Below are 14,731 nucleotides of genomic sequence, written 5' to 3'. Positions count from 1 at the left end.
CGATTTGCAGGCAGCATGACCCAACCCCAGAGACCCCCCGTGAAGCTGGTCCAGACCGCGCCGCTGCAGGCCCGCGCCGAAGACGGGCGCGCGCTTGCCCCCGGCGAGGACGGTCAGCCGCGCCCGGCCGAGACGCTCTCGGCGCGGCGGATCGTGCGGCGCTGGACGCCGGCGGACGAGCGCGCGGGCCGGCCGGCGCGCTGGCTGTCCATCCTGGTCTTCCTGCTGGTCGTCGGCCTGCCGACCGCGCTGGCGGCCGTCTATTACGGCTTCATCGCCTCCAGCCAGTACGCCACCGAGATCCAGTTCGGCGTGCGCTCCGCGGACGCCCAGCGCAACGACGCCACCTCGATCTTCCAGGGCATGGCCTCGGCGTCGCAGATCGGCCTGCAGTCCAACATCGTCGTGAAATACATCAAGAGCCGGTCGATGGTGGACGCGATCAGCCAGAAGATCGACCTGCGCAAGATGTTCTCCGGCCCCGAGGTCGACGAGTTCTCGCGCCTCGATCCCCACACCTCGGTCGAGGGCCTGGTCGACTACTGGCGCGGCAAGGTCGAGCCCTATTTCGAGCTGACCACCGGCATCGTCAGCGTCCAGATCCGGGCCTTCACGCCCGAGGACGCGCTGACCATCGGCCGCAATGTGCTGGCCCTGTCGGAAAACCTGGCCGACGACCTCTCCAAGCGGGCGCGCGCGGACTATGTGAAATTCGCGCAGGAGCAGGTCGAGGAAGCCTCCGAGAAGCTGCGCCAGGCCCGGCAGGCGATGCTGGAGTTCCGCGACCGCGAGCGCTCGATCGATCCCAACAAAGAGGCCGATTCGGCGCGCCTGGGCATCTCCAAGCTGCGCGACGAGCTGGGCCGCGTCCGCGCCGACTATCTGACGGCCCGCGGCCGGACGGGCGAGAATTCGACCGTCCTCGTCTCGCTCCGCAACCGCATGACCGCGCTCGAATCGCTGATCCATGACGCCGAGGCGCGGATGACGGGCACCGAATCCAAGGAGGCGCTGCCGATCAGCCAGAACATCCGCGGCTTCGAGAATGTCGAGATCGAGCGGCAGCTCGCGGAGAAGTTCTACGACGCGGCCATGCAGTCCCTGCAGCGCGCCCAGTTCGAGGCTTCGCGCCGCGCCATGTACCTGGAGGTATTCGTCACCCCGTCACTGGCCGAACACCCGGCCTATCCGCGCCGCCTCGTGTCGGTCCTGATCGTGGCGCTGGCTTCCTTCGGCGCCTGGATCTTCCTGCTGATGGTCTATTATTCCATCCGCGACCACGTCTGACATCGCCGCGTATGAGCCAAAGATCCCTCACGTCGTTCGGGATGACACTGTCGCTGGGCTGGCCGAAGTGCGCCGATTCCCCAACAGGTGTCATCCCGAACGGCGTGAGGGATCCTTGTCCTCCTAAGCCTCGATGAGCTGGCGGTAGGCTTCGACCATGCCTTTGGGATTGTAGGTCTCGATCGCGGTGCGGCGCTTGGCGTCGAGGCCCGGCACGAAGCCGTCGAAGCGCTGGAGCTGGTCGGCCAGCTCCATGAAGTTGCCGATGTTGAAGTACTGCATCGCGCCTTCGAAATACAAACCCATCTCGCGGAAGACCGGTGCGTTGGAGAACAGCGCGCGCGAGCCGAATTCCAGGGCGAAGGTCGCCGGGCCCGAGCCGCTCTGCCCCTCCTTGGTGCGCATGTAGGGATGCACCACGTAGTCGAGCATGGCGTAGAACTTGGGCATCTCCTCGTCCGAGGCCTGGCCGAGATAGTGGATGCGGTGCTTGATCTCGCTCGTCGGGAAGAAATACTTGAACTCCGACTTGGCGAAGAGCTTGTCGCGCAGCTCGCGGCGATAGACCTGGTCGGAGCGCACCACCGGCCCGCCCAGGAACGTCTTGAGGCCCCCCTCGACTTCGAGGCTGCCGTCCGACGAAGGCCGGTCGGCGGCGAGCGGAAAGGACAGGAGCTGGCGCACGTAGCCGCCGATGTCGCGGCCGGGTTCCAGCGCCTGCGGATGCTCGCCGCCCACCAGCACGAGGCGCCAGTCGTCGGGCAGGAACTCGAGCGCCTTCATCGCCGTCAGGTGGCCCTTGTAGGCCGCGAAGAAACCGCAGACCGCGAAATACTTGTACCTGGGGTCGAGGCCGTACTGGGCCAGGAACCGCTCGCGGTCGAGCGAGGCGCGGACCTCGCCCACCTCCTCCTGGTCGAAGTAGCAGATCGGATAGTTGGTTATCTGACCGAGATTGAAGAACCGCTGCAGCAGCACCTGGTCGCCGCGGTTGAAGGTCATGACCTTCACATGGGGCGACTTGCGGACATAGCTCCAGAAGCTCTCATAAACGGGATCGAGCGCGCCCTCGATGAGGCCCATCACGGCCGCGCCCGGCCGCAGGTGCAGCATGTTGGTGCCGAAGGCGGTCAGCGACCGGCTCGACATCTGGCGATCGAAGCCATGGACAGTGATGACGGCGCACTTGGCGGCCTTGAGGAGGCGCAGCACCCGGGTATAGGAGGTCTTGGCGCGGGTGCCGTAGAGGCCGGGCTCGAATTGCAGGAAAACCGCGTCGAACTCGGCGATTTCCCGCGCAATCCGGGCGATTTCCTGGTCGCCCTTGCGGCGCAGGAAGGTCGGCGACTGCAGGCGCAGGAGCGAGACCGGGAGGCGCTTGACCTCGACCTCGTACCCCGCGGCCAGAAGATGTTTCAGGAGGCGTGAACTGTAATACGCGGCTCCGCATTCCTCGTTGTAGCTGGATACGATCGCCACACGCTTCTTCATGACTGACTCCGGTCGGACCTGCGCGGCCGGACATTAGCAGCGATCGCGGAGTTTTGCGGCCGGATTCCTGAGAAAATCCGGCCGCGGGCGAGTTTAGACGAACAGGAAGTCCGACTCCTGCAGCGTCGTGATGCCCTGCAGCGTGATGCTGTCGCCGTTGCTGCCGTCGATCACGGTGTTGCCGCCGACCACGCTGCTGTTTGCCTGGACGTAGGCGAAGTTCGCGAACTCCGACGTCGACAGCGAGATCTGGTCGGTGCCTGACGTGAAGTCGGTGATCGTCGCGTCCCCGAAGAACGGCGTGTAGGAAAAGACGTCTGCGCCGCCTCCGCCCGTCGTCAGGTCGTTGTAGATACTGTCGATCGTCTGGCTGATGCTGGAACCGATGATGCGGTGACTGCCATCGTTCATGTCGTAGATTTCGAGCGCCAGCGCGCCCGTCGAGGTCAGATCGACTTCGTAGGTCAAGTAGCCCTGGTTCTGGACGTTCGTGTAATAGAACTTCTGTCCGGACAGGACGCCGCTTGCGTAGTCGTTCTCGTAGGAGGTGTAGGGCTGGTTGGTGACGCCGGTGAAAATCTGCTGGACGAGTTGACCCGACGTATCGAAGCCATGCACCTCGCCGGTCCAGTTCTTTCCCGCGATGTTGTCGATGTAGCCGTTGTAGGCGCCGGTCAGGCTGCCGCCGGAATAGAAATACTCCAGCGAGGCATAGGGCTGCGTGGCCGTGACCGTATAGCCGCTATAGGTGATGCTGGTGGTACTGCCCGCGCCGTCGAGTTCGACCTCGTAGGACCAGTAAGGCTGTCCTTCGACGTTCGTGTAGAAGTACGTCTGCGCCACCACGGAGCCGCCGCCCCAGGCGCCGTTGTCGTAGGAGTAGTCGTACGAATACGACGAGTAGGGCTGGCTCGTCACACCGCCGAAGATGATCTTGGAGACGTTGCTGTCGGCGTCGAGCCAGATTTCGCCCTTCGTGAAGGCCTGATCCTCGATCTTGTCGGAGGCGTACTTGCTGCCGCTATGAACGCCCCCCAGGAAGTCGTGCTGATACGACGTGAAGATCTGGCCTTCCAGGCCGAACAGGCCCGAGAAGACGTGCCTCAACTCCCGGCCCGACGAATCGAGGGTTTCCTCGGCCATCGTGTAGTGGTTGCCGTTCACGGGCGTCGAATACTCGTAGACATTCTTAGTCGACGTGATGACCTGAGCGCCGTTGATCGTGGCGAAGGTCGTCTCCTTCTCCGCCACGCCGTTGGTGGCCTGTGGATTGAAACCGGAGAACGCTTGGCTGATCTGCCGGTTGTTGACGTCGAAAACGTCGACCTCGGTGATCGAGCCCGGCGGACCCGAAGTGTTCGCATAGGTGTAGGTGGACTGTGCGTGCGTGGTACCGTCATTGGCATAATCGTACTGGACGCTGGTGAACGTCAGGTTGGATGGGCCGGGCGACGGATAGCCCGAGACCGCCGCAACGGGGTAAGGCGCCGGCATCGTGGCGAACACGGCCGTCGTGTAGATGTCACGCACGGTGCGGATGGCCGAGTCGATCGTGGCGAATTCGTGTTCGAAGCTGGCGGCGCTGGTGATAGGGCCGGCGCTCGAATAGCCGGTCGTCAACTGCTGCGTAAGTGCCAGCACGCCGTCACCGTTGGCCCCGCTCGACAGTACTCCGTGCTTGTAGATCTGATTGAAGGCCCCATAGCTTTCGCCCGTAACGCCGGTGACAGCGATCGTGCGCTCACCCATCATCTTGCCGATCGCGGGCTGGTAGGTCGTGTAGTCTTGGTTGGTAAACGTGAGCGTCGGCGGCGTAGCGTCCGTGAATCCTATCCCCGCGACCTTCGCATTGCCGTTCAGTGCCGCGATGTTCGCCATGATGGTGGTCGAGCTGTCGACCACGTTCAGGGTGTAGGCGCCGCCGGGGATCAGCGCCAGCGCCTGAGCATCGGCGGTGATGTCCGCCCAGTCGATGGTGAGCGGCTGGCCGTCCGAAATCGCGATCGAGGTGAGCGAGGCGTTGACCGCCTGGTAGGCGTCGAGGGCCCCTGAAATCTCCGCGGCGGCGCCTGTGATGGCTCCCGTGGCGGAAACCACGACATAGACCGGGGAACTGGCCTTGCCGAAGGGTGTACTTCCGTCCGACAACATCTCGGTCATCGTCACCGCATAGGCCCCGGCGGTGAAACTGAACGACGTCGGCGTCAGCCACTGGCCGTCGATATCGGGCGTGACGTTCCAGACCATGGCCGAAAGGCCGGTCAGGAGATCCACCGCCTCCACACGCGCAATGTCGGAGGCGAGGATCTTGTTGGTGGCCCCGGAAATCCAGCTCGGCTGATTTGCCGAGTTGCTCTCGCCCGTCCAACCGAAGCCCAGGGAGGTTGTGGCCGTCAGATAAACCGACGAGTTGAGGTTGACCGACTGCCCCAGGCCCGCCCCCGTCTGGATGGCACTGAGGACAAGCGCGTCGGGCGGACCGGAGAGCGTGCCCGCCACGGGCGAGGTGGGCTGGACCGTCGCCGCAATGGTCGATTCGGTCGCGTACGCCTCCATGAGCGCTCCGGGCAGCGCATTCATGGAGCCCGGCACCAGCAATAGCGACATCGACGTCTGGTTGGCGGCCGGTGGCGTGATGCTGGCGAGGCCATCCGCCGCCAGGGCCGTCACATAGGATGAGCCATCCAGCGTGGCGTAGAAGTTGAAGGTCTTGCCGCCGACGATCAGCTGATACCAGTTGGTCGCGCTCGCCACTGCCGGCAGGTTGTCGAAGCCCAGCGCCCCGACCTGCCCCGATGCCGTATACGGGACATAGGCCGTGGGGGGCGTTGCGCTGAAGTTCGCCGGAATCGGTATGGACTCGATCGCAAACTGCTGCCCGGCGGGCTTCGACGTGTCCTGGGTGATCTGCCAGTTCTGCCAGGGGCCACCGTCGTTCTGGGCCGCGCCGCTCGGCAGGTCGATATACTGGAACTGCCCGTTACCGAGATAGATCCCGAGCTGGATGTCGGCGGTGTCGGGATCGACGACGAGGCCGTTGTTCGCGAGATTGAGGCTGAGGTTGTTGCCGGCACTGGGCGCCGTGGGGACGGCGTAGTCGGCGCCCCCGGGCGCGAGGTAATTGTTGATCGTATAGGGGGCATAGAACTGGGTGAGCGGCGGCTGGCCCGATCCACCGGTCCCCGGCACCGTCGTCATCTTTTCGCTCGACCCGAACGCCCACAGGTCGATGTTCGCGACGTCGGAGGAGCCGGAATAGACCGGAAGCGTCACCGAGGCCGTGAACTGTGTCGTCAGGGCGTCGCCATAGGCCGTGCCGTACACGTTCGAATTGTCGAAGAAGATCTTGGCATAGGGATCGTAATGCTGCCCGGTGAGGGTCGTGCCGCTCGCGCGTGCGCCGTCGAAGGCGTAAGTCGGGTCCCAGTTGTAGTTCTGGTTGAGATTGACGGTGTTCGTCGGCGCGTGCGGGTTGCTCTCGCTGGCCGGGATAGACACGCCGGTGCCACCGAAATAGCCGCCGGTGAATCCGGTGAAGAGCTGGGTGAAAATATTGCCCCACTGGTCGTTGCGTCCGGTGTTGGTCTCGCCCGCAGGAGTACCGGAGGGGGTGTTTTCGATAGTATAAGGATCGAGCAACGCTGAATCAGTGAAGATGTACGCCGGCGCCGACGCAAGGCCCGGCGAGTAGAGATTGCCCATCAGGCTCGTTTCGCTGATGGCGATGTATCCCTTGATCTGGCTGCTGGCGGTCGGCGACAGGATGAAATAGTTGCCGTCGCTAAGGGTCGCATTGCCCGAGATGGCCTGCGCCGCAACCGTATAGTCGTAATAGCCGGCATTGTGATAGACGCCGTTGGTCTTCGCGTCCGAAGCACCGTTGAAGTGGCCGACCAGTTCCACTCCCGACAGGCCGCCGACGGTCGTCACATAGGTCTGCCAGTTCGAGGCCTGCCAGATATCGGTATAGTTGGGCGTCGTCGGAGGCGGATTGTACGGCGGCGCCTGTTGCCCGTTGTCGGTCGCGGGCGTGATCGCGATCATGGGCGTCCCGGCAAGCGTGCTGCCGGTCGGAAAGTCGATCACCGGCGCCGTGGTGCTCGGATCGGGGACGCCTGCGGCAGCGGTGTTGATCAGCCCGGCGATGCCTTCCGCGTCGTAGGTAGAATTGTAACCGCGTGCGACGACCGCCCCGTCGATCACCGCGCTGATGCCGAACTGGTGACCGAAGCTGTTGATGGCGCTGAGGTCGGCAACGTCGGCCGTGTTGTTGGCCAGCGCCACCTCGAACGTGTCGTAGCTGAAGTTCCAGGCGACGGCGTTGGCCGGATTGATGTTGCCTTCGGTCGTACCGATGAGGGTCGTGAGGTCGTTGGCCGTCGGGGTCGAGGTCGGGTTGCTCTGGATGATGAGGTAGACCTTGCCGCCGGACACCTGCGTGGCAGCGACACTGGCGTCAGTCGTGAGAGTCAGATCCCAGTCAGTCGTCCCGGTCGTGTTGTTTAACGTTCCTCCGTTGGCCACGCCGTTGGAGATCACGGTGGTAAAGGGGCTGAGGTTCCCGCCCGCCGCGTAGGCGTTGTACCAGAGGTAGGCGTTGACGCCGTTGCCGCTGCCCCCCTGCGTCAGCTCGGACAGCAATGTGGCCGACAGGTGATAAGTCAGATTTACCGGTGTCGCCATGGTTCCCCCCCACTCGTGGCCCCGTTCCGGAGCGTCAAGCTAATTCCCACAAACAACTTGCGGCTATCCAGAGAGCCGCGTCAATGCGTTCGGAACCCGACAAACATTAAATTTCGTCCACGCTCCTGCCGACACCCGGAGTGAAACCGGCGGCACGGACCCAGCATGGAACTTCGCCGATAGCCGATTCGGCCGTCGTCGGTCCCCGCACGCACGTTCGAAGTGCCCGGACGGAGTCGCCCGGCTCAAGTTTCTAGGCGAACAGGAAGTCCGACTCCTGCAAGGTCGTGATGCCTTGCAGCGCAATGCTGTCGCCGTTGCTGCCGACGATGACGGTGTTGCCACCGGCAACCGTGCTGTGGGCCTGGACGTAGGCGAAGTCCGCGAACTCCGAAGTCGGGAGCGTGATCGTGTCGCCTTCGCCTGCGTTGAAGTCGGTGATGACCGAGGTGCCGAACAGCGGCGCATAGACGAAGCTGTCGGCGCCGGTGCCGCCGGTCATCGCGTCGTCGAAGATGCTGTGGAGCGTCTGCGGCGTCGACAGCAGGCCTTTGATCGTGTGGCTGCCGTCGTTCATGTTGTAGATTATCTGCGCCTCGGTCGAGGTCGTGCCGCTCACGTCGTAGTCGAGCTGATAGCTCGCATACTCGGTCTTCTGCACGTTGGTGAAATAGTGCGTGATGCCTGTGACGACCCCGTCGCCATTGGCGTACTCGTATTCGTAGGCCGTATAGGACTGGCCGGTCACGCCGGTCCAGGTCTCACCGATCTTCTGGCCCCCGGCATTCAGCTCCACCACATAGCCGGTGTAATCCTGGCCGGTGATGTCGGACTGGTAATACTTCTGTCCGGTCAGCACCCCGTTGCCGTTGGCATACTCGTTCTCCCAGGACGAGTAGACCTGCGTGGCCGTGATCTGGCCGCCGGTGAATACTTCCTTGATGAGATTGCCCGAGGTGTCGAGGTCCTGCTCGTGGCCGGTGTAGTTCCGGCCGACAATGTCCGTGAAGTAGTACTTCTGGCCCGCGAAGTGGCTGCCGGTGCTGTTGATGATGTAGTCGTCCTCGTAGGACGAGTAGGCCTGGGTCTTGATGCCGCTGTAGTAGATGCGCGTCGTCAGGCCCTGGGCATCGAGGTCGTGCTCGTAGGCCGTGTAGGCGTGGCCCTGGACGTTGGAGAAGAAGTACTTCTGACCGATCAGGCCGTTATGCGGCAGAACGCTCTCATAGCCCGCGGCGTAGTCGTATTCGTAGGCGTGGTAGGCCTGTCCACTGACGCCGGTGAAGGTGTAGCTGAGCAGGCGGTTCGAACCGTCATAGTCGGCCTCGTAGCCGGTATAGGCCTGGCCGGTGATGCCGGTGTGGAAGTACTGCGCGCCCGTCAGCTCGTTGTCGTCGTTGTAGTCGTAGGACATCGACGAATAGGCCTGCCCCGTGACGCTCATCAGGAAGCTGTGGGCGCCGGTCATCTTGTCGATCGCCGTGCCGTTCGCCTGGTAGTCGGTGTAGGCGATCTGCAGCACCGACTCGCCCACGTCGGTGAACTCGATCTGCTGCACGTGGGTGTTGCTGTTGAGCGCGCTGAGGGCGGCGGCCACGTTACCCGCCTTGTCCTGCACGATGAGCTGGTAAGGCGAGGTGTCGGCGTTCTGCGTCACGGCAAGTGCCGCCGCATCGCCGGTGATCTGCCCGACCGTGACGGTGAGTGCGTCGTTGTCGGAGATCGTAATCGAGGTCGGCAGATTGGCGCCGTAGGTGTCGAGATCGGCCGAGATATTGGCGGCCGTGTCGCTGATGGCGCCGTTCGCGGCCACGCCGCTCACGGTGAGCGTCAGCGCGACGCTCGGCGGACCGTAGGGCGTCACCCCGTCGGCCAGCAGCTCCTGCATCGTCACCGTGTAGGTGCCATTGCCGAGCGTCGAGGTCGTCTCGGTCTGCCAGCGCCCGTCGAGATCAGGCGTCGCCTGCAGGACGCCCGAAAAGGTGCCACCGACCGTCTGGGTGATAACGATCTGGGCGATATGACCCGGCACGATCTGGTTGGTGTATTGCGAGGTCAGGCCCCAAGTCGTGACTCCCCCGCTGCTGGTGGCCGTGGAATTCGTCGGCGTGCCCGTGTGGGAGCCGTTGTTCGTACCGGTCCAGCCGAAGGCCAGTGGTGTCTCGCCGGTGATCGCGACCGAAGGCGCCGTCGACAAGGGAATGTTGCCCTGCGCGGGCATGCCGGTGCCGTTCTGCTGGTCGAGCGCGGTGAAGACGGCGCCACTCAGGGTGCCCGCGATCGGCGCAGCGGCCGGCTGGTTGAGCGACGCGCCGCCGGCATAGGCGAAGGTCAGCATCTCGACCGGCGCGGACCGGTACTCGTTCAGGTCGATCTCGAGGAAGTTGGTCGAGAGATTGTTCGGATTGATGTTCGCGCCGCCCGCGACGGCCACGTCGAAGATCGTGAACTCGATGTCGCCCGGGGTTGTCGAGGCTGCCGTCGTGTAGAACTCGTAAACCTTCTGACGGCCTTCGAGATCCGAGAGGACGAGCTGGTACCAGCCGATGTCACCCTGCGCGACCGTGCTGGCGACCGGCAGGCCCGCGATGCCGAAAGTCCCCAGGACGTTCATGCCGCTCGTCACCGTCCACGCCCCCGGCGAGCCGGCGATGGTATAGGTCTGCCAGATGTTGCCGCCGGTCGGCAGGGTCACGTACTCGAACGTGCCGTAGCCGTTGGCGTCCTTGCCGGTATAGATGCCGATCTGCACGCTGAGATCGGGGCGCAGGAGCGTCTGGCCGTCGCGCCCGACCACGTTGAGATAGAGTGCGCTCGTCGTATCGGGGATCAGGTAGTCGGTCTGGCTCGACTGCGGGGCAAGGAACGGGCCACCGGTCGGCGCCGTATAGTCGGGCGCGATCTCCGACGCGCCATAGACGTAGAAGTCGATGTTGCCGACATTGTTCGCGGGTGACGGCGTCGACGACGAACCGGGCTGGCCGAGCGGAATCAGCGGCCCGGGCGTGACGTCGACCGACAGGTTGTCGGAGAAAGCCGAGCCGTAGACATTGGAATTGTAGAAAAAGTACTCGCTGTAGGCGTCGTAGTGGACGTAGCTCGGCGTGGGCGAGACGGCCGTGTCGCGATAATTGTCGAAGGCGTAGGCCGCGTCCCAGTTGGCGTTGTTGTTGAGATTGATGGTCTGGGCCGCCCAGTTGTCCGGCCCGTAGGTGCCGCCGTTATAGGGGTTGGACTGGTTGGCCACGGTCGCCCAGTAGCCCGCCGTGAAGCCGGTGAAGGCCTGCGTGAGGATGTTGCCGAATTCGTCGTTCGTTCCGCCCGGTGTGACGAACGTGGCGTCGGGCGAACCCGGCGGACTGCCGCTGCCGGGAACCGTATAGGGCTGCGTCAGATAGGGGTCTTCATAGATGTACAGCTTGCCCTGGCCGGCCGAATAGAGATTCGACTGCAGGTCGGCTTCGCTGATCACCATCCAGGCCTGGGTCTGGCTGCCCTCCTTCGGGCTGAACACGAAGTACTGCCCGGCCGAGCCCCAGGTGCCGGCGCCCAGCTGCACCGACTGGATCTTGTAGGAATAATACTGGCCGTTGTGCCACACGCCATTGGCATCGTTCTCGCCGTTGGTCGCCCCCGACAGCAGCAGGTCGTGCTGCGCGGCGAAGCCCTTGGTGACGTAGTCGTTCCAGTCGGACGGTGGATAGAGGGCGCCGCCGCCCATCTGCACGTTGGAGGGCGAGATCACCATCATCGTGTCGCCAGCGAGTTCGCCGGCGGCATATGTCAGGACATTGGACGAGGTGCTGTTCTTGAGCGCGTCGACGATGGTGGTCTGACTCTGGCCATAGCCGCGATACTGGTCGGGCCCGCTGCTGTACGAGACGTGCACCTGCGTGTTCTGGGCAAAGCCCGGAATGGCCGTCAGGTCGCCCGCATCTCCGCCTTTACCCAGCAGGGAGTATTCGAACTGCGAGTAACCGTACTGGTAGTTCGAAACGTTTATCGCGATATCGGCTTCTGCCGTGATCAGCGTCGTCAGATCGTGCGCGTGTGCGTTCGTTCCCGGCGTGGTCAGGGCCTCGCTCTGCACGAGGAGATAGACGACGCCGCCATTGATCGTGGTGGTGGTGGTGTTCGTCAGGTCGATGGTAGCGGTGTAGTTGCCGCTGCCGTCCGACGTGACACCCGACTGGAGCTGGCCGCCGTCGATCAGCGTCGTGAAATTGCTTTCACCCGAGGGCGGCTGGTCATTGTAGAGATAGACCCACACGCCCGTGAAATTCGAGCCGGTCTGGCCGCCCGTCGCTCCCGTGACTTCCGTAACGAAGTCTCCGGACATGTGGAACGTCAGCGTCACCGGCGGCGGAGTGGCCATCGTTCATCTCCCTGTGCTGCGCGAACGGAGATGACGATTCGGTCGTCGCTGCTTCAGCAGCGCCGAGAGTCCCCCCGCTGGGCGCTGTTGTCCCTAGTCTGAGGGGAACCTGAAGCCGCACGCCGGCAAAGGCAACACGTTCGTGCTCGCGGACAGAATAAATAACTGTAACGTTCCGATGTCAGACGCGGTGAAGGCAAACATCGCGCCGGCAGGTTCTTCGGAAATCAGGACTGGCGGTCGAGGCGTCCCGGGCTGCATTCTGCGGCAGCATTTGCCCCGGCCGGGGGCCCCAACGCAGGACGACAGATGAAGAATGGCAGGGAGGCTGGCGCTCCGACTGAAGCCGGCGGCACCGACCGCGCGGCCTCCTTTCGGCAGTATCTGGCCAGGCGTTGGGCGCCGACCGCAGAGCCGATCCTGATCGTCGGCGATGCGATGCTCGACATCTACGTGTTCGGGACGGTCGAGCGCATCTCCCCCGAAGCGCCGGTGCCCGTCATGCGCCAGCAGGAAACGCGCGAGGCGGCGGGCGGTGCGGCGAATGCGGCGGTCAACATCGCGAGCCTGGGCGGCAGCGCCCATCTCGTCTCCTGTGTCGGGGCCGATGCCGATGGCGAGCGGCTGGCGGCAGTCCTCGCCGAAGCCGGCATCACCTTCGACCTCGTGCGATCGGCGGCCAGGCCGACCACGGTCAAGACGCGCTTCGCGGCGGGGCAGCATCAGATCCTGAGACTCGACCGCGAGAGCAACGCGGTGTCGACGGCGGAGTGCGAGCGCGAGGTGCTGGCGGCCATCGAGCGGCGCATCGGCAATTGCCGGCTCGTCGTCCTGTCCGACTACGACAAGGGCGTGCTCACCGACCGCGTCCTCGAACGGACCATCGCCTGGGCGCGCGCGCGCGGCGTTCCCATCGTCGTCGATCCCAAGCGACGTGACTTCTCGGCCTATCGCGGCGCCACCTACATCAAGCCCAACCTCGCCGAACTCGAACGCGCGACCGGCCTGTCCGTGCCGTCGCGCGACGACGGCGCCGTCGAACGCGCGGCCGGCATCGTGGCGGCAGCCACGATGGCCAACGTGCTGGTCACCCGGTCCGAAGCCGGCATGTCGCTCGTCCCGCCCGCCGGCCCCGCCCTCCACATGTCGACACATGCCCAGCAGGTGTTCGATGTCACCGGCGCGGGCGACACCGTGATCGCGGCTTTCGCGCTGGGCATCGCCTCCGATCATTCCACGCCGGAGGCGATGGCCTTCGCCAATCTCGCGGCCGGCATCGCCGTCTCGAAGCCTGGCACCGCGACGGTGCTCGCCGAGGAGGTCGAGGCGGAACGCTCGCTGCTCGCCGACGACGAAGTCGTGGCCCGCGGTGCGCTGGTCACGGCCGAGACGGCGCTGCGCCTGCGCCGGATCTGGAAACGGCAGGGTCTCAGCGTCGGCTTCACCAACGGCTGCTTCGACCTGCTGCATCCCGGCCACGTCTCGCTGCTGCGCCAGGCGTCGTCGGGCTGCGACCGGCTGATCCTGGGCCTCAACAGCGACCAGTCCGTCCGGCGTCTCAAGGGAGACGGCCGCCCCGTCCAGACCGAGGAGAATCGCGCCGCCGTGCTGGGCGCGCTCGAGTCGGTCAATCTCGTGGTGATCTTCGACGCGGACACGCCGGCCGCACTGATCGACCTGCTGGTACCCGACCTGCTGGTCAAGGGCGCCGACTACCGGATCGAGGATATCGTGGGCGCCGACACCGTGCTGAAGGCCGGCGGCAGGGTCGTCACCGCCGAACTCGTGCCCGGCCAGTCGACGACGAAACTGGTTGCCGCGAGCCGGCCCATCAAGACGGACGCGAAGGTGAACGCGTGATCCTCGTCACCGGTGCGGCGGGTTTCATCGGCTCCAACGTCGCCGCCGCCCTGAACGAAAAGGGCCGCAACGATCTCGTGGTCTGCGACTGGCTGGGCCAGGACACGCGCTGGATGAACCTGCGCAAGCGGATGTTTCGCGACTTCGTATTCCCCGACGATCTCGCCGGCTACCTGGAGAAGGCCGACGGGATCGAGGCCGTGATCCACATGGGCGCCAACTCCTCGACGACCGCGACGGACGGCGACGCGATCCTGCGGACGAATTTCAAGTTCTCGCTCATGCTGCTGGACTGGTGCGCCGCGCGCGGCGTGCCGCTGGTCTATGCCTCGTCGGCGGCGACGTATGGCGACGGCGACAAGGGCTTTGCCGACGGGCTTTCCTTCGACGCGCTGCGCGCGCTTCAGCCGCTCAATCTCTACGGCTGGAGCAAGCACCAGTTCGATCTCGTCGTGGCCGAGCGTGTCGCACGCGGCCTGCCGCTGCCGCCAAAATGCATCGGGCTGAAGTTCTTCAACGTGTTCGGCCAGAACGAGTATCACAAGGGCGACATGATGAGCGTGGTCGCCAAGAACCACGCGACCGCCGTCGCGGGCGACGAGGTGAAGCTCTTCAAGAGCCATCGCCCCGACTTCGTCGATGGCGGGCAGAGACGCGACTTCGTCTATGTCGACGATGTCGTGGACGTGGTCCTGTGGTGCCTCGAGGCGGGCCCGCGCCACGGCCTGTTCAATGTCGGCACCGGCATGGCCGTCTCCTTCCGCGAACTGATCGAGGCATTGTTCGCCGCGGTCGGCCAGGCGCCCAACATCTCCTACGTGCCGATGCCGGAGAGCCTGCGCGCGAAGTACCAGTATTTCACCCAGGCGCCGCTCGACGGGCTGCGGGCGGCCGGCTATCGCGCGCCTTTCACCGACGTCGGCCCCGCCGTGGCGCGCTACGTCGAATACCTCTCGGGTAGCGACCGGTATCGTTAGCGGCCCTGGAATCTTTCCGACATAGGCGAACCATCAGAGATCAATTGCTTCCCCATTC

6 protein-coding genes are annotated in these 14,731 nt (G+C 64.5%); 3 read left to right on the top strand and 3 right to left on the bottom strand.

Annotation, left to right across the window (positions count from 1 at the left end):
- Positions 1–39 precede the first annotated feature (39 nt).
- The gene (locus tag KQ910_RS12280) at positions 40–1,287 is read left to right on the top strand and encodes a KpsE/RkpR family capsule polysaccharide export protein (RefSeq protein ID WP_216960260.1); all 1,248 of its coding nucleotides are present in this window, start codon (positions 40–42) and stop codon (positions 1,285–1,287) included.
- Positions 1,288–1,410: 123 nt separating this feature from the next.
- Here the strand turns inward: KQ910_RS12280 and KQ910_RS12275 are convergent, their stop codons facing one another.
- From KQ910_RS12275 to KQ910_RS12265, 3 genes are all read right to left on the bottom strand, one after another.
- Positions 1,411–2,778, bottom strand: a complete 1,368-nt coding sequence (locus KQ910_RS12275; RefSeq protein WP_216960257.1) for a glycosyltransferase family protein — start codon at positions 2,776–2,778, stop codon at positions 1,411–1,413.
- 93 nt (positions 2,779–2,871) lie between these two features.
- Entirely contained in the window at positions 2,872–7,461 is a 4,590-nt protein-coding gene (locus KQ910_RS12270; RefSeq protein WP_216960255.1) for a hypothetical protein, read from the bottom strand.
- Positions 7,462–7,714: 253 nt separating this feature from the next.
- The gene (locus KQ910_RS12265; protein WP_216960253.1) at positions 7,715–11,836 is read right to left on the bottom strand and encodes a hypothetical protein; all 4,122 of its coding nucleotides are present in this window, start codon (positions 11,834–11,836) and stop codon (positions 7,715–7,717) included.
- A gap of 309 nt (positions 11,837–12,145) precedes the next feature.
- On the opposite strand from KQ910_RS12265, the gene rfaE1 reads away from it, so the two are divergent.
- Positions 12,146–13,696 (top strand): D-glycero-beta-D-manno-heptose-7-phosphate kinase, encoded by a 1,551-nt coding sequence (gene rfaE1 / locus KQ910_RS12260; protein ID WP_216960250.1) that lies wholly within the window; start codon positions 12,146–12,148, stop codon positions 13,694–13,696.
- Positions 13,693–14,673 carry an ADP-glyceromanno-heptose 6-epimerase gene (gene rfaD / locus KQ910_RS12255; protein WP_216960247.1) on the top strand — a complete coding sequence of 327 codons (981 nt, stop codon included), beginning with the start codon at positions 13,693–13,695 and terminating at the stop codon, positions 14,671–14,673. Before rfaE1 ends, rfaD begins: the two co-directional genes overlap by 4 nt.
- Positions 14,674–14,731 lie beyond the last annotated feature (58 nt).

The organism is Reyranella humidisoli (genome assembly GCF_019039055.1).
Classification (GTDB): domain Bacteria; phylum Pseudomonadota; class Alphaproteobacteria; order Reyranellales; family Reyranellaceae; genus Reyranella; species Reyranella humidisoli.
This window is presented reverse-complemented; position numbering and strand designations above follow the sequence as displayed.

Bases quoted from the DNA above. Each gene is read 5' to 3' on its own strand.
- KQ910_RS12275 (WP_216960257.1), bottom strand. From the start codon at position 2,778: ATGAAGAAGCGTGTGGCGATCGTATCCAGCTACAACGAGGAATGCGGA.
- KQ910_RS12270 (WP_216960255.1), bottom strand. From the start codon at position 7,461: ATGGCGACACCGGTAAATCTGACTTATCACCTGTCGGCCACATTGCTG.
- KQ910_RS12265 (WP_216960253.1), bottom strand. From the start codon at position 11,836: ATGGCCACTCCGCCGCCGGTGACGCTGACGTTCCACATGTCCGGAGAC.
- rfaE1 (WP_216960250.1), top strand. From the start codon at position 12,146: ATGAAGAATGGCAGGGAGGCTGGCGCTCCGACTGAAGCCGGCGGCACC.